This is a genomic window from Xanthomonas hortorum pv. pelargonii (genome assembly GCF_024499015.1).
GTDB lineage: Bacteria > Pseudomonadota > Gammaproteobacteria > Xanthomonadales > Xanthomonadaceae > Xanthomonas > Xanthomonas hortorum_B.
In genome coordinates, this window is record NZ_CP098604.1 from 1189709 (window position 1) to 1212470 (window position 22762).

Consider the following 22762-nt stretch of genomic DNA (forward strand, 5'->3'; position numbering starts at 1 on the left):
CACGCCTGCGCTTATACCGATTTTGCATGACGTAGTGGTATGCCGCCGTGATCGTTAAAATCGCGCTTCTTTCTGCCACTGCGATCGCCATGACCAACGCTCCCGCCGCGCTGACCGCCCATTACGCCGCCGAACTGGAGACGATCCAGGCCCAGGGCCTGTTCAAGTCCGAGCGCATCATCACCGGCCCGCAGTCGGCGCAGATCACCCTCGCCGACGGCCGCAGCGTGCTCAACTTCTGCGCCAACAACTACCTGGGCTTGGCCGACCATCCGGACATCATCCAGGCGGCCAAGGACGCGCTGGACACCCACGGCTTCGGCATGGCCTCGGTGCGCTTCATCTGCGGCACCCAGGATTTGCATAAGCAACTCGAGCGCACCATCGCCGACTTCTTCGGCACCGAGGACACCATCCTCTATGCCGCCTGTTTCGATGCCAACGGCGGCCTGTTCGAACCGCTGCTCGGCGAGCACGATGCCATCATCTCCGACGCGCTCAACCACGCCTCGATCATCGACGGCGTACGCCTGTGCAAGGCCAAGCGCTTCCGCTACGCCAACTGCGACATGGCCGACCTGGAAGCGCAGCTGCAGGCCGCCGATGCCGCCGGCTGCAAGACCAAGCTGATCACCAGCGACGGCGTATTCTCGATGGACGGCTTCATCGCCCCGCTGGACGAGATCACCGCCCTCGCCCGCAAGTACAACGCGCTGGTGCATATCGACGAATGCCATGCCACCGGCTTTTTGGGCGCTACCGGCCGCGGCTCGGCTGAGGTCAAGGGCGTGCTGGACCAGATCGATATCTTCACCGGCACGCTGGGCAAGGCGATGGGCGGCGCACTGGGCGGCTTCACCACCGCCAAGCGTGAAGTCATCGAACTGCTGCGCCAGCGCTCGCGTCCCTATCTGTTTTCCAATTCGCTGCCGCCGCACGTCGTGGCCGCCGGCATCAAGGCGTTCGGCATGCTCGATGCCGCCGGCGAGCTGCGCACGCAGCTGGTCGACAACACGCGCTACTTCCGTGAGCGCATGACCGCCGCCGGCTTCGACGTCAAGCCCGGCGTGCATCCGATCAGCCCGGTGATGCTCTACGACGCACCGCTGGCGCAGAAATTCGCCGAGCGCCTGCTGGAAGAAGGCATCTACGCCATCGGCTTCTTCTTCCCGGTGGTGCCCAAGGGCCAGGCGCGCATCCGCACCCAGATCAGCGCCGCGCACACCCGCGAGCAGCTGGATCAGGCGATCGCTGCATTCATCAAGATCGGCCGCGAACTCGACGTCATCAAAGACTGATGCGCACGGTGCTGCGCCAACGGCTGTTGCTGGCGGCGCACACCGATGCCCAGGCGCACTTGCTGGACGGCAGTTGGGAAACCCGCTGCCTGCATTGCCGTCGGCGCTTGCAGCTGCGCGCAGATGGCGAACCGCTCGGGCACACCACGCTGGAACACGTAATCCCGCAGGCTTGGTTCGGCCGTCGCGCGGCGGCGGCGCTGTGCGCGATGGTGGGCGAGGATCCGAATGCGGCGCGCAACCTTGCCCTGGCCTGTGCCGGTTGCAATCACGCCAAGGGTCGCCGTCACGATGCCAACGGCGCCGGCGACGCACGTGCTTTTGAAGTCGTCAGCGCCTTGCTCAGCGCGCGTCTGGCGCGCTGGCGGGAGCCGCCGTCAGCGCCCTGACTTCCTCGGCGCTGAGCATGCGCCACGCGCCCTTGCCCAACTCACCCATCGCCAGCGCACCGATCGCCACCCGCACCAGCCGCAGCACACCGATCTCCAGCGCCGCCAACAAGCGGCGGATCTGCCGATTGCGGCCCTCGTCCAGCACGATCTCCAGCCACGCATTGCGCTCGCCTTCGCGCAGCACGCCAACGTGCTTGGCGCGCAGCAGCACACCATCGCCCTCAGGATCGGGATCGACCACACCGGCCTGCAACTGTGCCAATTGCTCGGCACTCGGGCGGCAATCGATCTGCACGTGATAGGTCTTGTTCGGCCCGGTCGCAGGATCGGTCAGCGCCGCTGCCCATTGCGGGTCGTTACTGAAGAGCAGCAGCCCTTCGCTAGCCTTGTCCAATCGCCCGACCGGCGCGATCCACGGCAATCCGGCACCATCGAAGCAGCGATACACCGTGTCCCTGCCCTGCTCGTCGCGCACGGTCGTGACCACGCTGCGCGGCTTGTTGAGCATCAGATAGCAGCGCGCCGGCCCGGCCAACGGCTGCCCGTCGACAGTAATGCTCGACTGCTGATCGGCGCGGATCGGATATTCAGGGTCGTGGACCACACGCGCAGCCACGCTGACCCGCCCTTCGACGATCCAGCGTGCCGCTTCGGTACGCGAACACACGCCCAATTTGGACAGCACGCGCGCCAGCCCGTGGCGCGGCGCAGTGGTCGCCGTGGCCGTAGCGGAGGCGCGCGAAGCACCGGCAGGACCACGCTTGCGTTGCCGGAACGTTGCCGGCGGAGGCCGCCGGGTCATGCCGTCCCGACCGTGCCGCTTACTTGTTTTCGACCGACTTGGCGTCGGCCGCAGGCGTTGCAGTTGCCGCAGCAGCGGCCGGAGCCGGCGCAGCTACCGGACGCGCCTTGACCACGCGCACACCGCGCGCCTTCATCCAGGCATCGAATTCTTCGGCGGTCATGCGCTTGCCGTTCTGGCTCATGTCAAAACGCCACGGCGTGTTATCGAACGCAGTGGTGGCCTTGTAGGCGGCCGGATCGTTCGGATTGACCGTGCCGCCCGGTGGCATCACTTTGGCCAGATCCTGGCAGCCTTCCACGCGCAACCGCAGCAGCACGCGATCCACCGATTGCTCGCTGGTATACGGCTGGGCCAACACGCCGGTGGGCATGCCCAGCTGGACGCTCCGGGTATAGAACTCGGCGGCCGCAGGCGCAATCACCGTGGCAGGCAACGGCAGCGGCTGGGACACCGTGCTGCCGGCGCAGTTCGGAGCGGCGTAAGCGGCAGGAATCAAAGCGAGACAGAGCAAACCTGCCGTGGCGGTACGCAGCATCGGGTTCTTCCAATTATGAGTTTGGTGTTGACGCGGCGAGTGTAGGCAGCGATGAACGCTGTTTCAACCGGAACCGTGCCTGGATGGCAACACAGACAGGTTTGGCGGCGACTCGACGCACTTTTCCTGGTCCTACAAAGACAAAACCCGGCACAAGGCCGGGTTTTGTATGCAACAGCTAGCGGTCCAATTAGTTCTGGACGTTCAGCTCGGTACGACGGTTCTTCGCACGGCCTTCCGGATTGTCGGAACCATCCGGGTTGGCGTTCGGAGCAATCGGACGGCTCTCGCCGTAGCCGATCGGGCCGACCAGACGCGACGCATCAACGCCGTTCTTGGTCAGATAGTCGTACACGGTGGTCGCACGACGCTCAGACAGCTTCTGGTTGTACGCGTCGGTACCCTTCGAGTCGGTGTGACCGGCAACCTCGACCTTCAGGTCGGGGTAACGCTTCAGGATCTCGGTCGCTTCGCTCAGGATGGACTGTGCGTCCGGACGCAGGGTCGACTTGTTGAAGTCGAAGTTCACGCCCTTCAGGTCGATCGACACAGGAACCGGGCAACCGTCCGGACCGATGGTCTGGCCAGGCTGCGAAGCCGGGCACTTGTCGTCGCAGTTGTTGACGCCGTCACCGTCGTCATCCAGGTCTGCGCAGCTCGGAGCAACCGGAGCCGGAGCCGGCGGCGGAGCGGTCGACGGAGCCGGTCCCAACGGGATCACGACGCCGACCGAAGCCAGCACGTCGCCGAACCAGTCTTCCTGCGGAGCAGCAACGCTCTGGTCGTTGAAGTCAGCGCGGTAGGCCAACTCGGCACGCACGGCAACGCGCTTGTCGAAGGTGGTCTGCAGACCGACACCAGCCTTGGCGGCAAAGTTGCCGTCTTTCTGCTGGCCCGGCGAAACCGGGTTCGGGGTTGCGTCGAACTCTTCTTCCGAACGCTGGTAGCCCAGGCCGAACAGGAGGTAGGGGTTCCAGCCGCGGCCTTCAGCGATGAAGTGGCGACGCAGGTCGAACGAGATGCCGTACTGGCTCCAGTTCTGGTCCTGGTTGGCATCGAAATTCGGGTTCTGATAGTTCAGCTCGCCGTCGATCGACCAGTTCGGGCTGACAAACTTGCCCAGACCCAGGGTCACGAACGGAGCATCATTGGTCAGACGATCGCTGTCCTGGAAGTTGAAGCCAGCGCTACCGGTCAGGTACCAACGGTCATCGAATTCCTGCGCGGAAGCAGCCTGGGCAAACGCCAGGCCGCCAAGCAACGCGGCAGTGAGAATTTTCTTGTTCATGTATACAGCTCCTTCTTTGGGAGATAAACCGATAGAGGCATTGTTCTTGGTAAAGATGCTCGTCACATCCAGAGCCATCGGGGCGCAGATTAAGCCGGCTTCAGTGAAGATCGCGTTAACGGACATATAACATGTGAAAGCAATCAACAGAGACGGCGATCCCACTCAATACTACGTATACAGCTTCATGAAGGAAAGGACCGGGCGCTCAGTTAGCACAATTGCCCCGCATGAACGGCAGCCCAATTAAGCCAGTTGAATACGCTTGCGGTCTGCCCCCCGGCGGACAGGCGGCATGACTCCGCGACCACATTGGTGAATGCGAGCCCTAGTCCGAGCTGAATTGTGGGCTTGGTAGTTGCGAGCCAACGGCATCACAACGCACCCTGAACTCCCCAAAGGAGCGCCTCGATGAAAGCCATCGCCATCACTCGCCATCTTCCAATCGACGATCCCGAGTCGCTGCTTGACATGGAGCTTCCAAGGCCTGCGGCGCCGTCCGGGTATGACTTATTAGTGCGTGTGGAGGCGATCTCGGTGAATCCGGTCGACACCAAGGTGCGTGCGCCCAAGCCGCAAACACTGGATGCGCCGAAAATTCTGGGCTACGACGCCGCCGGCGTGGTCGAAGCGGTCGGCCCGGAGGTCACTGCATTCGTGGTGGGCGACGAGGTCTATTACGCAGGAGATATCGGAAGGCCGGGCAGCAACGCGCAGTACCAGTTGGTCGATGCGCGCATCGCCGGCTGCAAGCCGACCTCGCTCAGCTTCGCCGAGGCGGCTGCGTTGCCGCTGACCACGCTGACCGCGTGGGAGTTGTTGTTCCAGCGCATGCCGTTCGCCTTCGACGGCGCACGCAATCGCGGCAAGCACTTATTGATCATCGGGGGTGCCGGTGGCGTGGGCTCCATTGCGATCCAGCTGGCGCGGCATGCCGGCTTCACGGTCATCGCCACTGCATCGCGGCCGGAGACGATTGAATGGGTACGCCAAATGGGCGCGCAGCATGTGATCGATCACCACCAACCGTTGCACCCGCAATTGCAGGCGCTAGGCCTGCAGAGTGTGGATGCGGCGCTCAATCTGGCCGACACCGACCGCTACTGGCAGCAGTTGGGCGAGATCCTGGCACCCCAGGGACACGTGGGCTTGATCGTGGAGCCGCGCGGCCCGCTGTCGATTGGCGACCCCTACAAATCCAAGTGCATCGGCATCCACTGGGAACTGATGTTCACGCGCGCCCGTTATGCAACAGAAGACATGGTCGAGCAGCACCGCATCCTCAATCGTGCCGCCAGCCTGATCGATGCCGGCGAACTGCACACCACGCAGACCGAGACGCTGTCGCCGATCAATGCGCAGCAGTTGCGCGAGGCGCATCGGCGGCTGGAAAGCGGCAGCACGATCGGCAAGTTGGTGCTGGCGGGCTGGTGATCGGCGTCACTGGTTGAGTTTGCCCGCTGCGTTTGCGCGGGCTTGCGGGTCCGGCCCTCTCCAGCGGACTGCCGCCAGCACGGGCCGCGTGCGTCAAGACTTGCCGACACGCCCGTTTGCCTGCATCGTGCGCACTCCGTACGCCAGCGTATCCATATCATGTCGCCCGCCACCGGCCTGCCTGACTCGCCCTACCCGCATCTGTTCGCCCCGCTCGATCTGGGTTTCACGCAATTGCGCAATCGCGTCCTGATGGGCTCGATGCACACCGGCCTTGAAGACCGTGCGCGCGATTTCCCCAAATTGGCGGCGTATTTCGCCGAGCGCGCGGCCGGCGGCGTCGGGCTGATCGTCACCGGTGGGTTTTCGCCGAATGTGGTGGGCTGGCTCAAACCGTTCGGCGGCAAGCTGTCATGGCCGTGGGAAGTGCGTCCGCATCGTCAGGTGACCCGTGCGGTGCACGCACACGGCGCCAAGATCTGCCTGCAGCTGCTGCACGCCGGGCGCTACGCCTATCACCCGTTGTCGGTGGCGCCGTCCAGGCTCAAGGCGCCGATCAACCCGTTCACTCCGCGCGCGTTGTCGGCGCGTGCGGTGGATCGGCAGATCGCCGCCTATGCGCGCGCGGCGCAGCTGGCGCGCGAGGCCGGTTACGACGGCGTAGAGGTGATGGGATCGGAAGGCTATCTGATCAACGAATTCACCGCCGCGCGCACTAACCAGCGCAGCGATGCCTGGGGCGGCGATGCGACCAAGCGCATGCGCTTTGCGGTGGAGATCGTTCGGCGCATCCGCGAGGCCTGCGGGCCGGACTTCATCATCATCTATCGGCTATCGCTGGTGGATCTGGTCGATGACGGCAACCAGTGGCAGGAAATCCTGGCGCAGGCGCAGGCGATCGAAGCGGCCGGCGCCACCATCATCAATTCCGGAATCGGCTGGCACGAGGCGCGCATCCCGACCATCGCCACCTCGGTACCTCGCGCGGCGTTTGCCGGGGTGACCGCCAAGCTCAAGCCGCACCTGCGCATTCCGGTGGTGGCAACCAACCGCATCAACATGCCGGAAGTGGCCGAGCGCATCCTGGCCGACGGCGCAGCCGACATGGTGTCGCTGGCGCGTCCACTGTTGGCCGACCCGCAATGGGCCAACAAGGCCAGCACCGGCCAATCGCACACGATCAATACGTGCATCGCCTGCAACCAGGCCTGCCTGGATCATGTGTTCGACAACAAGCTGGCCAGCTGCCTGGTCAACCCACGCGCAGTGCACGAAACCGAGCTGATCTACACACCGACCACCACGCCCAAACGCATCGCGGTAGTCGGTGCAGGCCCTGCTGGATTGGCATGCGCAACGGTGGCGGCCGAGCGCGGCCACAACGTGACCTTGTTCGATGCAGGCGATGAAATCGGCGGGCAATTCAATGTCGCAAAACGCATTCCGGGCAAGGAAGAATTCAACGAGACGCTGCGCTATTTCGGCCACCTTATCGAAGCCACCGGCGTGCAGCTGCGGCTGCAGACACGCGCGCAGGCGGCTGACCTGAAAGACTTCGACGAAATCGTGTTGGCCACCGGTATCGAGCCGCGCAAGGTGGACTTTCCCGGTGCCGATCACCCGATGGTGGTCAACTACCTGGACGTGGTGCTGGGCCGCCATGTCGCGGCCGACAAGGTCGCCATCATCGGCGCCGGCGGGATCGGTTTCGATGTCGGCGAATTTCTGGTGCACGAAGGCGTCTCGCCATCGCTGGATCCGGCGCGCTGGATGGCCGAATGGGGCGTGGATCCGAGCTTCGAAACACGCGGCGCGTTGGCCAAACCGCAACCCGAGCGCCCTGCCCGTCAGGTCTGGCTGCTGCAGCGCAGCCCCGGCAAACCCGGCGCGCGTCTGGGCAAGACCACCGGCTGGATCCACCGCGCCACGCTCAAGGCCAAGGGCGTCAAGATGCTCGGCGGCGTGGAGTATCTGGGCGTTGACGATGCCGGTCTGCGGATCCGCGTGGAAGGCACCGAGCAACTGCTCGATGTCGGCACGGTGGTGGTCTGCGCCGGGCAGGAACCGCGTCGCGAGCTGCTTGCCGCGCTGCAGGCAAACGGACAGCAACCGCATCTGATCGGAGGTGCGGATGTTGCCGCCGAACTGGATGCCAAGCGTGCGATCAATCAGGCGTGCCGGTTGGCGGCAACCTTGTAACGAGCTTGCACGCAATGTCGTAGAAGCCGCAGCCGTTCTTCATTACGACGCCAGAGCGGGTTTGTGCGTCTGCAAGAGAGCCGCATTGGTTTCACTTCGATGCTGATATCGGCGGTCTTTAAGGCAACAGCCGGTCTGCTCGGCAGACGCTTGCGCAAGTGCACGCGGGCACGGGCGTCTTAGAGCGGCTAACAAAACGTAGCGAGCAGTCGTCAGGTGGGCGTGGATGGCGCGCCCAGAACCGCAGTGATACGAGTGATACATGCCGATTCCGAGCACCTACCGCGCCCGCCTGGCAGTGAGCGCAGTCCTTTTGTTAGCCGCTCTTAGACACAGACAGATCAGTGCCGGCGTTGACGCTGCCATCAATGGCGCGACACCACCGGGTACGCCGCTGGTCGGAGCATGCTCGGTACATTCTTTTTCTGTCGCGCGGCTCGGCTATAAACCCGGCATGCCATCGACCCGGACTGCATCGCCGCCGCCTACCCTCCCGCCCGCAGCGTTGCTGGCCTACGCTGCGGCGCATTTCGGCAAGAGCCTGCTCTGGTACACCGCAGAATTACTGCTGATTTTTGCGTTGACCGAATACGTCGGACTGGGCGCGATTGCGGCTGGCGTCTCGGTCGCCGGCGGCCTGGTCGTGAGCGCAGTGATGGGCGTGTTCGCAGCGAAGCGCTGGAGTGCCGGCGCCAGCCTGGCGTGGGCTGGGCGGTCGCAATGGCGCGGCATTGCGCTGGCAGCTGTCGCCTTGTCGTTGGTCTTTGTCACGCCGGCATTTCCGCCCGATATCCGCTTGATCAGCGTACTGCTACTCAGCCTGCCGTTCCGCGCCGCATATGCGATCGGCGACGTGGCTCAGAACACCTTGTTGGGAATGGGGCACTGGCCTTGGCATGGCGCACGCGGCGTCAGTGGGCTGCGTCTGATCGGGAGTGGACTGGCTGCGTTGCTGGTCAGCGCAGCGATCGGCCTGCTACTGAAAGACGGCACTAACACCGCCGCATCGACTGCACTGATGATCGTCGCGCTGTCCGGCAGCATCGCACTGCTATCGGCGTGGTGGTTACGGCAGACGCTGCAGCGCCACGTACACGTGCTTGCAGGCGCTGCAACACCGCCATGTGCACCACGATGGCAGCGCGATCAGTTACTGCCGTTGGCCGTCATCGCAGCACTGGCGTTGGCGCTGCCGACATTTACCAAATTGGCGCCGTATTTGGCGCAGTCGCGTATGGGCTCGGCGGGATGGGGTAGCGCTGTGTTGATTGCCTACGCGCTTGGCAGCGTCTTCGTGCAGCCCTTGGCTGCACGCTGGCCGACTGTGGCAATGCGTCGACTAGGCGTCAGCGGAGCGGCGTTGGCCGCACTTGGGCTGGTGTTCGCCATGGCTGTCTCTCGCCACACCGTGCTGGATGCCAGCCTGGCCTTCGGCATGGGTCTGGCGGCGGGCAGTGCCGGGCAATGGGTCTGGGCACGGCATGCAGAACTCGCCTCGTGCCACGGTCCAGCACAGCAGGCGCGCGGATTCGCCGCACTCACCGCCACCGCCCAACTTGCATTGGCAGCAGGCAGTGCATTGATCGGATTGCTACTTGGCGCATCCGACTATCGCTCTGGTCACAACGCGCATCTGGCGTGGGCAATGGCATTGGGTCCGATGATTTGCGGTGTGCTGTGCGTGTTGATCGCCTGGGCCGGCAGCACCTTTGTGATGTCTGGAAAACGCCGGTCTGTCGCAGCACTGCCTTCGCGCCACGTGTAATCGTCCCGATACCGCAGCAAGAGCTTCAGCGATTGCGCCTGACGTTCTTCGCTGATTGCGATGCGCACCAGCAATCGCACTGCATGCAGTACATGCACAAAATCTCTGTGCCACACTGAATTGAGGCGCTTCATTCATTACGCACGATGCGGTCAAAACTGTAGCGACTTAGAGCAGCTGACAAAACATCGTCGTACGCTGCTGACACTGATACGCCTGCGCGAAGCTATCAACGCAAGCCATGTGCGGACCATTGCGTTAAGCACTTACCCGCATGCGCATCTCGATACATAGTCAATGCGCCTGAAATCGGCGCCTATGCATATTAGTGAGTGATGATGGCGTGTAGCGCAGAACATATTTGGTGCGGCATACGCAACTTCCGTGCATGCAGCGCAAGGCAATCACACTGTGCAATTGCCAAACACTGCATGCGTATCGCGCAGATCTAAGTCTCAATAATTGCCAAACACTGCATGCGTATCGCGCAGATCTAAGTCTCAATATCTGCAGTCGCTACATCGATGCGACGCATCTCAATGTTGCATCGCAAAGCTCTCATCAAGCGAAGCACCAGACGCAGCAAGCAATCACGCGCGTCAACCCCGCCCATTCAGCAGGGATTATGTGATCGCCGCCTACCTTGCGCCAACTTTTTGACCCATCGCATTTGGTGGGCACCTTCGGCAGATGTGTCTTTCGCCGGAGACTTGGCGACCCTTGGCAGGTCGCCTCCCCATGACGCCAAGCCCTTCGTACTGGTGCATCCACTTTGGATGGCCTGCGGATCGGCCCATACGGAGCAAGGAGTGATATGAAACTGGCTTGGATACTTTGGCTGTCGCAATTATTGCCGCAGCCGGCTGCAGATTCGTTGTGTTTGAGTACCACCGTGTACCTGGAAGCGCGCGACCAGACCTTGCGTGGCCAACAGGCCGTTGCAGAAGTCGCATTGCGTCGTCTGGATAGTGGTTTGTGGGGCGATTCGATGTGCCAGGTGGTCACCGCGCGCAAGCAGTTCGCGCCAACCATCGTGTCACCGGGAACTCAGCTCAAGAATGACGATGCCTGGAACAAGGCATTGGATGTGGCACTGGCCGCAGAGCGCAATTGGGCGCTACCGGTAGGCCAACGCAAGGAGATCGTGCCAGGCGCGAGCCACTTTGCCGCCAGCGCGATTGCAAGCCCTAGCTGGCGCAATGCGTATCAGGTTGCCACCATCGGCGACCACACGTTTTATCGTGTGCAGAAGCTGCGCCCACGCACTGCGTCCTGACGCTCTCCACGCACGTGCGCAGGCGTTGCCGCTAAGCTTGCGTCTTCATTCTTGCATGGAATCTCCATGAAGCTGTACACCAAGCCCGGCGCGTGCTCGCTGGCAGATCACATCGTGTTGCGCTGGTCGGGCCTGCCGTTCGAGCTGACCGTGGTCGATGCCGCCACGATGAAGTCTCCCGAGTACCTGCGCCTCAATCCAGCCGGTGCCGTCCCGTTGTTGGTAGTCGACGATTGGGCGTTGAATCAGAACGCGGCCATCCTCAATTACATCGCCGACATCGCACCGCTTACCGGTCTGTCTGGCGACGGCACTGCGCGCAGCCGCGCCGAGATCAATCGCTGGATCGCCTTCGCCAATGCCGATGTGCATCCGACGTTCAAGCCGATCTTCGGCAGCACTGCGTATCTGCAGGACGACGCGCTGCTTGCGCGCAGCCACGACGACGCACGCAGCAAGTTGCGCACCTTGTACGAACGTGCCAACACGCATCTGCAGGATCGTACCTGGCTGGCCAGCGACACCCATACCGGTGCCGATGCGTATCTGTTCGTGACCTTGTTGTGGGCGCAGAAGGTCGGCGTGGATTTGAGTGGCTTGAATGCACTGGATGCGTTCGTGCAGCGCATGCTGGCCGATGCCGATGTGCAGGCCGCATTGAAGGCCGAAGGTCTGGCGTAAGCCGATCGCATCGCGCGAGTTGATCAGAGTGCGGCGGCAGCACCTACCGCACGGAGAGTCCACCATCGACGTGCGTGATTGATTTTTGGCGCCACAACGCAACGCATCACTTACGCGACGCATAAAAAACGCCGGGCACTGCCCGGCGTTTTCGTTACAACCTGAAGCAAAACTCAGCCCAGCAGATGCGACACGCCGCTGCGCTCTTCTTCCAGCTCGGCCAGGGTCTTGTCGATGTACTTCTGGCTGAAGTCGTCGATCGGCAGATCCTTGACCAGGGTGTACTCGCCATTGGCGGTGATCACCGGGAAGCCGAAGATCACGCCTTCGGGAATGCCGTAGGAGCCGTCGGACGGCACGCCCATGGTCATCCACTTGCCGTCACTGCCCAGCACCCAATCACGCACGTGATCGATGGCGGCATTGGCGGCCGACGCAGCCGAAGACAGACCGCGTGCTTCGATGATCGCCGCGCCGCGCTTGCCCACGGTCGGGATGAAGGTGGACGCGTTCCATTCCTGGTCGTTGATCGCATCGCCGATGGAGGCGCCATCGGAGGTGGCGAAACGGTAGTCCGGGTACATGGTCGGGCTGTGGTTGCCCCACACCACCAGCTTCTCGATACCGCCGACCGGCTTGCCGAGCTTTTGCGACAGCTGGCTCAGCGCGCGGTTGTGGTCCAGACGCAGCATGGCGGTGAAGTTCTTCGGGTTCAGATCCGGCGCCGACTTCATCGCGATGTAGGCATTGGTGTTGGCCGGGTTGCCGACCACCAGCACCTTGACGTCACGCTTGGCGACCTTGTTCAGGGCCGCACCCTGCGCGGTGAAGATCTTGGCGTTTTCCAGCAGCAGGTCCTTGCGCTCCATGCCCGGGCCGCGCGGACGCGCGCCAACCAGCAGCGCAACGTCGATGTCCTTGAACGCCACTTCGGCGTCGTCGGTGCCGACCACGCCGGCCAGCAGCGGGAATGCGCAGTCTTCCAGTTCCATGATCACGCCCTTGAGCGCAGCCTGGGCCTTTTCATTGGACAGTTCCAGCAATTGCAGGATCACCGGCTGATCCTTGCCCAGCATTTCGCCGGAGGCGATGCGGAACAGCAGGGCATAGCCGATCTGGCCGGCAGCGCCGGTCACGGCAACACGAACAGGTGCTTTCATGGGGAGTTTCCTCTGCTAAAAAACGTGGGTGAAGGTGCACGCTGGCGTGGCGCAAGGCCTGGCGGCGCGCAATGACAAGCGAACGGCCGCACTTGGCGGCCGTTCGGGGAAAGACATCAGGCGGCGAGGATCTTGTTCCACTCCGCGACGCGGTCGGCCTTGGCGGCCAGCACGGCGTCGGTGTCGCCTTCGATCGTCACCTTGTTGATCACATCGCCCTGGGCGACCGCATCGACCACGTCCAGGCCCTGGGTGACCTTGCCGAACACGGTGTGCTTGCCGTCCAGCCAGTTGGTGGCGACATGGGTGATGAAGAACTGGCTGCCGTTGGTGTTGGGGCCGGCATTGGCCATGGACAGCACGCCGCGGTCGTGACCGACGCCGTTGTTGGCCTCATCTTCGAAACGGTAGCCCGGGCCGCCGCGGCCGGAGCCTTCCGGGCAGCCGCCCTGGATCATGAAGTCGGCGATGACGCGGTGGAAGCTCAAGCCGTCATAGAACCCGCGCTGGACCAGGTTGACGAAGTTGGCAACGGTCAGCGGGGCCTTGTCGGCGAACAGCTCAACCACGATCGGGCCGCGGGTAGTGTCGAAATGGGCAATCAGGGACATGGAAATCCTTGCAGGTTTCAGGGTGTATGACAGCCCATTAGAATACACCCGGGCGTGCAGCCGGCCGTGCAGACGTATGACCATTGTCGGGGGGTGCACAGCAAGCTGAATGGGCGTTTTGAACCATCTGACGGCCGGGCGCAACGGCACGGCAACGAAACCGCTATAATGTCGGGCTTACCTTCTCAAGACTGGCGCCAGACAGGGGCCCTTTCCGCATGTCCATCGAAAAACTCCGCAATATCGCCATCGTCGCGCACGTCGACCACGGCAAGACCACCCTCGTCGACTGCCTGCTGAAGCAGTCCGGCACCCTGTCCGAACGCACCGTGTTGGCTGAGCGTGTGATGGACAGCAACGATCAGGAAAAGGAGCGTGGCATCACGATCCTGGCCAAGAACACGGCCATCACCTGGAACGGCAACCGCATCAACATCGTCGACACCCCAGGACACGCCGACTTCGGTGGCGAAGTCGAGCGCGTGCTGTCGATGGTGGACTCGGTGCTGATCCTGGTCGACGCGATGGACGGCCCGATGCCGCAGACGCGCTTCGTGACCCAGAAGGCCTTTGCGATGGGCTTCAAGCCGATCGTGGTGGTCAACAAGATCGACCGTCCCGGCGCGCGCCCGGACTGGGTGATCGACCAGGTGTTCGACCTGTTCGACAAGCTCGGCGCAACCGACGAGCAGCTGGATTTCCCGATCGTCTACACCTCTGCATTGAACGGCTACGCCAGCCTGGATTCGAGCGTGCGCGACGGCGACATGACCCCGCTGTACGAAGCGATCATGCAGCACGTGTCGGCACCGGACGTGGATCCGGACGGCCCGTTCCAGATGCGCATCAGCCAGCTCGATTACAACAACTTCGTCGGCGTGATCGGCATCGGCCGCATCCAGCGCGGTGTGTTGAAGAAGAACATGCCGGTCAGCGTGATCGACCGCGAAGGCAAGAAGCGTCAGGGCAAGGTGCTGCAGGTGCTGGGCTTCCTGGGCCTTGAGCGCATCGAGCAGGACACCGCCGAGGCCGGCGACATCGTGGCCATCTCCGGCGTGTCCGAGCTGACTATTTCCGACACCGTGTGTGCGCTCGACGCGCCGGAAGGCCTGCCGCCGCTCACCGTGGACGAGCCGACCATCTCGATGACCTTCCAGGTCAACAACTCGCCGTTCGCAGGCAACAAGGACCTGTCCGGCGGCAAGTTCCTGACCAGCCGCCAGCTGCGCGACCGTCTGGACCGCGAGAAGGTGCACAACGTGGCGCTGAAGGTCGAGGAAGGTTCCGACGCCGACAAGTTCCTGGTCTCCGGCCGTGGCGAACTGCATCTGTCGGTGCTGATCGAAAACATGCGTCGTGAAGGCTACGAACTGGCCGTGTCGCGTCCGGAAGTGATCATCAAGGAGATCGACGGCAAGCAGATGGAGCCGATCGAACAGCTTGTGGTCGATATCGAAGAGCAGCACCAGGGCGGCGTGATGGAAAAGCTGGGCAGCCGCAAGGGCCAGCTGAAGAACATGGAGTCGGACGGCAAGGGCCGTGTGCGTCTGGATTACATGATCCCGGCGCGTGGTCTGATCGGCTTCCAGAACGAGTTCCGCACCCTGACCCAGGGCTCGGGCCTGCTGTTCCACGTGTTCGACCATTACGGTCCGAAGGAACAGGGCGCGATCGCCAAGCGCCAGAACGGCGTGATGATTGCCAACGCTGCAGGCGCCACCCCGGCCTATGCGCTGGGGCCGTTGGAAGAGCGTGGCCGCCTGTTCGCTGCCGAAGGCGACAACGTGTACGAAGGGCAGCTGGTCGGTATCCACTCCAAGGACAACGATCTGACCGTCAATGCGATCAAGACCAAGCCGCTGACCAACATGCGCGCCTCGGGCAAGGACGATGCGATCAAGCTGACCCCGGCGATCAAGTACACGCTGGAGCAGGCACTGGACTTCATCGAGGACGACGAGCTGGTTGAAGTCACCCCGAAGGAAATCCGTCTGCGCAAGAAGGGCCTGACCGAAAGTGATCGTAAGCGCTCCGGCCGTTCGGGCTGAGTTGCTGGTTAGCCCACGGTCGTGAGCAACAAACCCTACAGCCCGGATCCGCGTGCGCATCCGGGGCTGCATGTGATCGCCTTGCTAGAGGCGGTCAAAGGGACGCTTGCGCTGTTGGCGGCGACGGGCCTGGAAATTCTGGGCCCGCTCCCGCTGCAAAATGCGGTCAGTACCCTGATCCGCCGTTTTAGTCTGGATCCCGACCACGGCGCACTGCCGTCGTTGCTCAAGACCATCAGTCCCGACGCTGTCCATCTGGCCGCTGCCGCCATGCCGGCCTACGGCCTGCTGCATGTGGTGGAAGCCTGGGGGTTGTGGCGTGCCAAGGCATGGGCCTCGGTGCTGGGCTGCCTGTCGGCGGCCATCTATCTGCCATTCGATATCTACGCCATCGTCCGCCATCCCGGCTGGACCGCCTGGGGCGTACTGGCAATCAATCTGATCGTGGTCGGCGTGCTGGCACGCGATCTGCTCAAGCGCCGGCGTCGCTGACGCACCCTGCCCGTCTGCGGGCACTTCGTCCTACACGTTGTCACCCCGACGCAGCGCCGTTAGCCTGCGAACAGTCCCCCGGGGAAGACCATCAATGCGATCCACCACCTTGTCCTTTGCGCTATTGCTTGCGCTGTGCGGCTGTGCGCATGCCGATGGCCCTGCGCTCGTTGATGGCCTGACACAGGTCGATGCGAACGTACCGACCGCCGAGCAACTGGATCTGACCGATGCCGACATCGCCGGCCTGCAGGCGCATATGGCTTCCGGCAAGACCAACAGCCTGGAACTCACGCGCGCGTACCTGCAGCGCATCGCCACGCTCGATCGTGCCGGCCCCAAACTCAACTCGGTGATCGAACTCAATCCGCAGGCCGAAGCGGACGCCCGCGCATTGGACGCCGAACGCCGCGCCGGTCGCGTGCGCGGCCCGTTACATGGCATTCCTGTGTTGCTCAAGGACAACATCGATGCTGTGCCGATGGTCAACAGCGCAGGCTCGCTGGCCCTGGCCGATTTCAAGCCCAGCCGCGATGCGTTTCTGGTGCAGCGCCTGCGCACGGCCGGCGCGGTGATTCTCGGCAAGACCAATTTGAGTGAGTGGGCCAACTTCCGCTCCACCAAGTCCAGTTCCGGTTGGAGCGCACGTGGCGGCCTGACTCGGAATCCTTACGCGCTGGATCGCAATCCCTGCGGCTCCAGTGCCGGCACGGGCGCGGCGATCGCCGCCAGCCTGGCCACCGTCGGCATCGGCACCGAAACCGATGGCAGCATCACCTGCCCGGCCTCGGTAAATGGATTGGTCGGACTCAAACCAACCGTGGGCCTGGTCAGCCGCGACGGCATCATCCCGATCTCGGCCAGCCAGGACACCGCCGGCCCGATGACGCGCAGCGTTGCCGATGCTGCCGCGTTGCTGCAGGCGATCGCCGCACCCGATCCGCAGGATCCGGCCACACGCGATGCGCCGTCTTCAACACCGGACTATCTCGCGCACCTCAAACCCGATGGCTTGCGTGGCGCGCGACTGGGCCTGTTGCGCAACCCGCTGCGCGAAGATCCCGCCATTGCCGCAGCGTTGGATCGCGCCGTGCAGAGCCTGCGTGCAGCGGGTGCCACGGTCATCGAAACCAGCCTGGCCACCGATGGCAAGTGGGATGCCGCTGAGCAGACGGTGTTGTTGGTCGAATTCAAAGCGGGGTTGAATGCCTATCTGCGCAGCCACGCCGCACCGGTGTCGAGCCTGGAACAGCTGATCGCCTTCAATCGCACGCATGCGCAGCGCGAGATGCCCTACTTCGCGCAAGAGCTGTTCGAGCAGTCGCAGGCGGCACCCGGCCTGGAAGACCCCGCGTATCTCACTGCGCGCGCCACCGCCAAACGGCTGGCCGGGCCGGAAGGCATCGACGCCGCACTGAAGGCCCATCGCCTGGACGCGCTGATCGTACCGACCACCGGCGCCGCCTGGGTCACCGATCTGGTCAAGGGCGATACCTTTCCCGGCGCCGGTTACGGTGCCGCCGCGGTGGCCGGTTATCCCAGCCTGAGCGTGCCGATGGGGCAGACCCAGGGCCTGCCGCTCGGCCTGCTGTTCATGGGCAGCGCCTGGAGCGAGCCGCGCTTGATCGAACTGGCCTACGCCTACGAGCAACGCAGCAAGGCGCGCTTTGCGCCCAGCTATGCGCCGAGCGCACCGGCAGCGGCGTTGCCGGTGCCTAAACCGTAGTCGCAGGCTCGCCGTCTTCGGCACCGGGCGAGCGCACGCTCTCCTGGGCGATCGGCTCGGCTGCATGCACCGGCGGTTTTTCCTGCGCCGCGATCTCGGCGCGGATCCTGGGCAGCGCGTAAGCGTGCTCACGGGTGAGGAAGTCGATCATGCGCTCGCGCGCGATGCAGCGCAGATCGAACGCGTCGCCCGAATTACGTGCGCTCACCAGCAGACGCACCTGGATCGTGCTCTCGCTGGTTTCGGTCACCTGGGTCACGCACACGCGCCCATCCCAGAGCGGCTCGCTTTTGCAGATGCGCTCAAGCTCCGCGCGCACCGCCGCGATCGGGGTGCGGTAATCCAGCCACAGGAACGCGGTACCGAGCAGATCGGCGCTGCTGCGTGTCCAGTTCTGGAACGGGTGCTCGATCCACCAGGTCAACGGCACCACCATGCGCCGCTCGTCCCAGATCCGCACCACCACATAGGAGCTGCCGATCTCCTCGATGCGACCCCACTCGCCTTCCACAATCACCACATCGTCCAGCCGGATCGGCTGGGTCAACGCGATCTGCAGACCGGCGATCAGGTTGCCGAACACCGGCTTGGCCGCGATACCGGCGACCAGCCCGATGATGCCGGCCGAGGCCAGCAGCGTCTTGCCGATCTGGCGCACTTGCGGAAACGTCAGCAACACCACCGAGATACCGAGCAGGATCACCGCGCCCATCACCACCCGGCTCAGCACACGGGTCTGGGTCTGGATACGCCGTGCGGTGAGGTTGTCGGACACCTCGATCGGGTTGCTGCGCAGAATTGCCATCTCACCGGCGGCGACCGCGCGTACCAATAACCAGGTCACGCAACCGACGATGCCGACATGCAACAGATGCTGCACCGCTGCCAGGCCTTTGCCCGATAGCGGCGTCGCCTCGGTGGCGATGCCCAGAAACAGCAACGGCAGGATGAAGGCAGCCGGCAGGGTGACCACGCGAATGATGCGTGCGCGGCGATAGTCGCGGCCTTGCATGCGGCGAAACAGCCACAGCATCAACGACCAGACGACGATGCCTGCCAATAGCGAGGCACCAAGTGGGATTGCGTATTCGCGGATGACGTTCCAATCGGCAGTCAAACCGTTCCTCCTGTGGGGGGGTAAGAGGGATGGCTGCAGCATCATGCCGCAAGCAGCATGAGCATCACGTCATACGCACATTGAAATCACGCGCCCAGCGGTTGCGCCACCACCTGTTGTTGCTTGCGCACGATCGCCATCGCAATTTCCAGCGACTGCTCATAGTTCAAGCGCGGATCCACGCTGGAACGATAGGCGCGCTCCAGATCGCGCTCAGTCAACTCGCGCGCGCCGCCGGTGCATTCGGTGACGTCTTCGCCGGTCAGCTCCAGATGCACACCGCCCAGCCGCGTCCCGGCCGCCGCGTGCAGATCGAACGACAACTCCACCTCGCTGCGGATATTGTCGAAACGCCTTGTTTTATAGCCATTTCCGGTGCTTTCGGTATTGCCGTGCATCGCATCGCACACCCACAACACCCGCCGTCCATCGCGCTTGACCGCATCCAGCAGCGGCGGCAACTTTTCGGCGATCTGGGCCGCGCCCATGCGGTGGATGAAACTCAAGCGGCCGGGTTCGTCTTCCGGATTGAGCACGTCGATCAGACGCAGCAACTGGTCCGGCTGCACCGACGGCCCGACCTTGATCGCGATCGGATTGCGCACGCCACGCAGATACTCAACATGCGCGCCATCCAGCGCAGCGGTGCGCATGCCGATCCACGGGTAATGCGTACTCAGGTTGAACCAGCCCCACTGACGCGGCACCTGACGGGTCAGGCCTTCCTCGTACGGCAGCAACAGCGCCTCGTGCGAGGTGTAGAAATCGATGCGATTGAGGTTGTACACCTCCGCCCCGGACAAGGTTTCCATGAAGCGCACTGCATCGCCGATCGAGGACACCATCTTCTGGTAGTCCGCCGCCAGCGGCGAATAGCCCACCCAATCCAGATTCCAGTATTCGGGGTGGTGCAGGTCGGCAAAGCCACCGTCGATCAAGGCCCGCACGAAATTCATCGTCATCGCCGAGCGCGAATGCGCGGTGATCATGCGGCGCGGATCCGGTATGCGCGCCGCTTCGGTGAACGCCGGCGCATTGATCACATCGCCGCGATAACTCGGCAAGGTCGCCCCGTCGCGAGTTTCGGTGTCGGCCGAACGCGGCTTGGCATACTGCCCGGCAAAGCGCCCTACGCGCACCACCGGCAAGTGCAGGCCGTGCACCAGCACCAGGCTCATTTGCAGCAGCACTTTCAAGCGGTTGGAGATCGTGCCCGATTCGCAGTCGCTGAAATTCTCCGCGCAATCGCCACCTTGCAGAAGAAAACGCTTGCCTTCCTGGGCCTCGGCCAGCTGGCGCTTGAGCGCAAAGATTTCCCACGAGGTCACCAGCGGCGGCAGCTGCCGCAACTCGTCCAAGGTGTGCTCCAACGCAGCTGCGTCCGGGTAGGTCGGCATCTGCAGCGCCGGACGCTGGCGCCAACTCTGCGGCGACCAGTGGCCTGCCTCGTCAACGGACGGATGAAGGGAAGCTGACATCGTGAACTCCAGAAATCTCGGGCGCCGGCCATTGCCGGAACGGAACGATCAGAACAATTTACGCGGACCACGCTGCTTGAACCCGGCATACAGCGCCCAAAGCGCCAAGCCCACGAACCACAGCATGCTCCACATCGGCATGCTCAGGCCCAGAAAGCGCCAATCGATATTGCCGCAATCGCCGGTGCCGGTCAGCACGGTGCGGAACACTTCGAATGGCCCCATCGTCTCGCTCAGAAAGCTCAGCGGCGGCCCGCACGAAGACATCATGTCCTTGGGCCGGACCTGCACCCAGACATGCCGCGCCGCGATACCCATGCCCACGCCGGCAGCGATGAAACTCAGCACACCATAGAGCTTGCGCGTGCCCGCGGCGCGTGGCCCATGCAACGCACCCAGCAGGAAAAACACCGCCAGTGCCGCAAATGCGATGCGCTGGAAAATGCACAGCGGGCATGGTTCAAGCCCAAGATGCAGCTGCACGTAGATCGCATAGGCAAGCAATCCTGCGCATGCAAGAAAGCCCAGCAGAAATTGCGCCCGGAAACCCCAACGAAATGGATTCATCGTTACCGCTTGCCTAGGATCGAGTCATCGATTATCTGCCATCGCCGCCGCCATGACCACGCAAGCCTGCGTCTGCCGGCTCGGAGGGCGCCAAGCACACAGCGCGTATCTGCCTGACAGCATCAAGACAACACCTGCCCGTGATCGCATCCAGCAGCAAAGCAGCACCGACCCGGCAGCTGGCGACTGCATGCCGCCGCCATTGCGCAGCCCTACGCATCCCTGCCACCAACGCAATCACGTTCGACGCACAAATGAAAAAGCCCGGCGCTAGCCGGGCTTTTTCAAGAATCTTTGCGAGCAGCGATCCGATTACTCGGCCACTTCCTCGGCGACGACCGGACGGTCGACCAGTTCGACATACGCCATCGGCGCATTGTCACCGGCACGGAAGCCGGCCTTCAGGATACGCAGGTAGCCGCCGGGACGGGTCGCGTAACGCGGGCCCAGCTCGACGAACAGCTTGCCCACTGCTTCCTTGTCGCGCAGGCGCGCGAACGCCAGACGACGATTGGCAACGCCATCGACCTTACCGATGGTGATCAGCGGCTCGGCGACGCGACGTAGTTCCTTGGCCTTCGGCAAGGTGGTCTTGATCAGCTCGTGCTTGAACAGCGAAGCGGCCATATTGCGGAACATGGCTTCGCGGTGCGCGCTGGTACGGTTGAACTTACGACCGGATTTCTGGTGACGCATGAGTGTGATTTCCTAAAAATATTGAGACTGCTTGAGAGACGTTGTCGCCATCCTGGCGCTGTTGAATGGACTGCGGCTGGTCCGAGCCGGCCGTCCTTTGACCGGATGTCACCGCGGGCTTTGGCCCGTCGATGTGGAAAAAACAAACATGGGCGCCCGAAGACGCCCATGCCTTGACACATTAACCAAGCATGCCGTGCTGAGCGACACCGGCCGGCGGCCAGTTCTCCAGCTTCATGCCCAGTGCAAGGCCGCGCTGTGCCAGCACTTCCTTGATTTCGGTGAGCGACTTCTTGCCCAGATTCGGGGTCTTGAGCAGCTCTACTTCGGTCTTCTGGATCAGATCGCCGATGTAGTAGATGCTTTCGGCCTTCAGGCAGTTGGCCGAACGCACGGTCAGCTCGAGGTCGTCGATCGGGCGCAGCAGCACCGGATCCACGCCGCTGGCAGCCGGCTTGGCCGCACCGCGATCGCGGTGGGTGAAATCACCGAACACCGACAGCTGATCGCTAAGGATGTCGGCGGCGGTGCGCACGGCTTCCTCGGCATCGATCGTGCCATTGGTTTCGATATCGATCACCAACTTGTCGAGGTCAGTGCGCTGTTCCACACGCGCAGCTTCCACGGCATAGGCAACGCGACGCACCGGCGAGAACGACGCATCCAGCATCAGACGACCGATGGTACGGGTCTCTTCGTCCGGACGACGACGTGCGGCAGCCGGCTGGTAGCCGAAGCCACGCTCGATCTTCAGGCGCATATTCAGCGCCGTGTCTTTGGTCAGGTGGCAGATCACATGGTCGCCGTTGACGATCTCGACGTTGTGATCGGTCCTGATGTCGGCCGCAGTGACCGTACCCGGACCCTGCTTGGACAGCGACAGCGTGGCGCTATCGCCACTGTGCATACGAATCGCCACGTCTTTCAGGTTGAGCAGGACGTCAAGCACGTCTTCCTGCAGCCCTTCGACCGTGGTGTACTCGTGCAGCACGCCATCGATCTCGACCTCGGTGATCGCAAAACCCGGGATCGACGACAACAGCACACGACGCAGGGCATTGCCCAGCGTGTGCCCGTAACCGCGCTCCAAGGGCTCGATCACGACCTTTGCGCGATTGTCGGTAAGACGTTCGATCTGCGGACCACGGGGGCGCAGAACCTGGTTGGCGGTAACCGTCATGTTGCGGGGTCTCC

20 protein-coding genes and 1 other RNA gene are annotated in these 22762 nt (G+C 63.2%); 10 read left to right on the top strand and 11 right to left on the bottom strand.

The features are described from left to right. Nucleotides 1–89 precede the first annotated feature (89 nt). Entirely contained in the window at nt 90–1298 is a 1209-nt protein-coding gene (gene kbl / locus NDY25_RS05230) for a glycine C-acetyltransferase (RefSeq protein WP_168956963.1), read from the top strand. Next, a complete protein-coding gene (locus NDY25_RS05235) occupies nt 1298–1687 on the top strand; it encodes an HNH endonuclease (protein WP_168956964.1) in 390 nt (129 codons plus the stop codon). The genes kbl and NDY25_RS05235 overlap by 1 nt, the downstream gene beginning before the upstream one ends. On the opposite strand, the gene NDY25_RS05240 is transcribed toward NDY25_RS05235, so the two are convergent. The 3 genes from NDY25_RS05240 to NDY25_RS05250 all read right to left on the bottom strand — a co-directional run bounded on the left by NDY25_RS05240 (nt 1641) and on the right by NDY25_RS05250 (nt 4318). After that, complete coding sequence (locus NDY25_RS05240) at nt 1641–2492, bottom strand: pseudouridine synthase (RefSeq protein WP_168956965.1); 852 nt, start codon at nt 2490–2492, stop codon at nt 1641–1643. The genes NDY25_RS05235 and NDY25_RS05240 overlap by 47 nt on opposite strands. A 19-nt stretch (nt 2493–2511) precedes the next feature. Next, nucleotides 2512–3030 (bottom strand): hypothetical protein, encoded by a 519-nt coding sequence (locus NDY25_RS05245; protein ID WP_256627829.1) that lies wholly within the window; start codon nt 3028–3030, stop codon nt 2512–2514. Between the two features lie 190 nt (nt 3031–3220). Beyond that, nucleotides 3221–4318, bottom strand: coding sequence for an OmpA family protein (locus NDY25_RS05250; RefSeq protein WP_023902839.1), 1098 nt, complete (start codon nt 4316–4318; stop codon nt 3221–3223). A 411-nt stretch (nt 4319–4729) separates the two neighbouring features. Here NDY25_RS05250 and NDY25_RS05255 point away from each other — a divergent pair, with 411 nt between their 5' ends. Together NDY25_RS05255 and NDY25_RS05260 are read left to right on the top strand one after the other, a co-directional pair. Continuing rightward, nucleotides 4730–5752 carry a zinc-binding alcohol dehydrogenase family protein gene (locus NDY25_RS05255; RefSeq protein WP_168956967.1) on the top strand — a complete coding sequence of 341 codons (1023 nt, stop codon included), beginning with the start codon at nt 4730–4732 and terminating at the stop codon, nt 5750–5752. A gap of 159 nt (nt 5753–5911) precedes the next feature. Further along, a complete protein-coding gene (locus NDY25_RS05260; RefSeq protein WP_168956968.1) occupies nt 5912–7951 on the top strand; it encodes an NADPH-dependent 2,4-dienoyl-CoA reductase in 2040 nt (679 codons plus the stop codon). Nucleotides 7952–8137: 186 nt separating this feature from the next. Here NDY25_RS05260 and NDY25_RS05265 read toward each other — a convergent pair. Continuing rightward, a non-coding RNA gene (locus NDY25_RS05265) (sX9 sRNA) lies at nt 8138–8215 on the bottom strand. Nucleotides 8216–8405: 190 nt separating this feature from the next. Here NDY25_RS05265 and NDY25_RS05270 point away from each other — a divergent pair. The 3 genes from NDY25_RS05270 to NDY25_RS05280 all read left to right on the top strand — a co-directional run bounded on the left by NDY25_RS05270 (nt 8406) and on the right by NDY25_RS05280 (nt 11673). Further along, entirely contained in the window at nt 8406–9716 is a 1311-nt protein-coding gene (locus NDY25_RS05270) for an MFS transporter (protein ID WP_168956969.1), read from the top strand. An 814-nt stretch (nt 9717–10530) separates the two neighbouring features. Beyond that, nucleotides 10531–10992: a cell wall hydrolase gene (locus NDY25_RS05275; RefSeq protein WP_014506828.1), complete on the top strand. Its 462-nt coding sequence runs from the start codon at nt 10531–10533 to the stop codon at nt 10990–10992. A gap of 66 nt (nt 10993–11058) precedes the next feature. Next, the gene (locus NDY25_RS05280; RefSeq protein WP_006450658.1) at nt 11059–11673 is read left to right on the top strand and encodes a glutathione S-transferase family protein; all 615 of its coding nucleotides are present in this window, start codon (nt 11059–11061) and stop codon (nt 11671–11673) included. Between the two features lie 173 nt (nt 11674–11846). Here NDY25_RS05280 and NDY25_RS05285 read toward each other — a convergent pair whose 3' ends face one another. Next, nucleotides 11847–12833 carry a malate dehydrogenase gene (locus NDY25_RS05285; protein ID WP_168956970.1) on the bottom strand — a complete coding sequence of 329 codons (987 nt, stop codon included), beginning with the start codon at nt 12831–12833 and terminating at the stop codon, nt 11847–11849. A gap of 116 nt (nt 12834–12949) precedes the next feature. After that, entirely contained in the window at nt 12950–13444 is a 495-nt protein-coding gene (locus NDY25_RS05290) for a peptidylprolyl isomerase (RefSeq protein WP_006450656.1), read from the bottom strand. Between the two features lie 218 nt (nt 13445–13662). On the opposite strand from NDY25_RS05290, the gene typA reads away from it, so the two are divergent. From typA to NDY25_RS05305, 3 genes are all read left to right on the top strand, one after another. Beyond that, nucleotides 13663–15492: a translational GTPase TypA gene (gene typA, locus NDY25_RS05295; protein ID WP_006450655.1), complete on the top strand. Its 1830-nt coding sequence runs from the start codon at nt 13663–13665 to the stop codon at nt 15490–15492. A 72-nt stretch (nt 15493–15564) separates the two neighbouring features. After that, nucleotides 15565–15984, top strand: a complete 420-nt coding sequence (locus NDY25_RS05300; RefSeq protein WP_256627971.1) for a DUF2127 domain-containing protein — start codon at nt 15565–15567, stop codon at nt 15982–15984. Nucleotides 15985–16093: 109 nt separating this feature from the next. Next, on the top strand, nt 16094–17710 hold the full coding sequence (locus tag NDY25_RS05305) for an amidase (protein WP_256627972.1): 1617 nt from the start codon (nt 16094–16096) through the stop codon (nt 17708–17710). Here NDY25_RS05305 and NDY25_RS05310 read toward each other — a convergent pair. The 5 genes from NDY25_RS05310 to NDY25_RS05330 form a co-directional block, all read right to left on the bottom strand. Beyond that, nucleotides 17700–18827: a mechanosensitive ion channel family protein gene (locus NDY25_RS05310; RefSeq protein WP_074056773.1), complete on the bottom strand. Its 1128-nt coding sequence runs from the start codon at nt 18825–18827 to the stop codon at nt 17700–17702. The genes NDY25_RS05305 and NDY25_RS05310 overlap by 11 nt on opposite strands. An 86-nt stretch (nt 18828–18913) precedes the next feature. Continuing rightward, nucleotides 18914–20305 carry a class II 3-deoxy-7-phosphoheptulonate synthase gene (locus tag NDY25_RS05315; protein WP_168956972.1) on the bottom strand — a complete coding sequence of 464 codons (1392 nt, stop codon included), beginning with the start codon at nt 20303–20305 and terminating at the stop codon, nt 18914–18916. Between the two features lie 48 nt (nt 20306–20353). Further along, on the bottom strand, nt 20354–20872 hold the full coding sequence (locus NDY25_RS05320; RefSeq protein WP_023902828.1) for a disulfide bond formation protein B: 519 nt from the start codon (nt 20870–20872) through the stop codon (nt 20354–20356). A 312-nt stretch (nt 20873–21184) separates the two neighbouring features. After that, nucleotides 21185–21568 (bottom strand): 50S ribosomal protein L17, encoded by a 384-nt coding sequence (gene rplQ / locus NDY25_RS05325; protein WP_003486665.1) that lies wholly within the window; start codon nt 21566–21568, stop codon nt 21185–21187. Between the two features lie 181 nt (nt 21569–21749). Next, the gene (locus NDY25_RS05330; protein ID WP_023902826.1) at nt 21750–22748 is read right to left on the bottom strand and encodes a DNA-directed RNA polymerase subunit alpha; all 999 of its coding nucleotides are present in this window, start codon (nt 22746–22748) and stop codon (nt 21750–21752) included. Nucleotides 22749–22762: the final 14 nt, after the last annotated feature.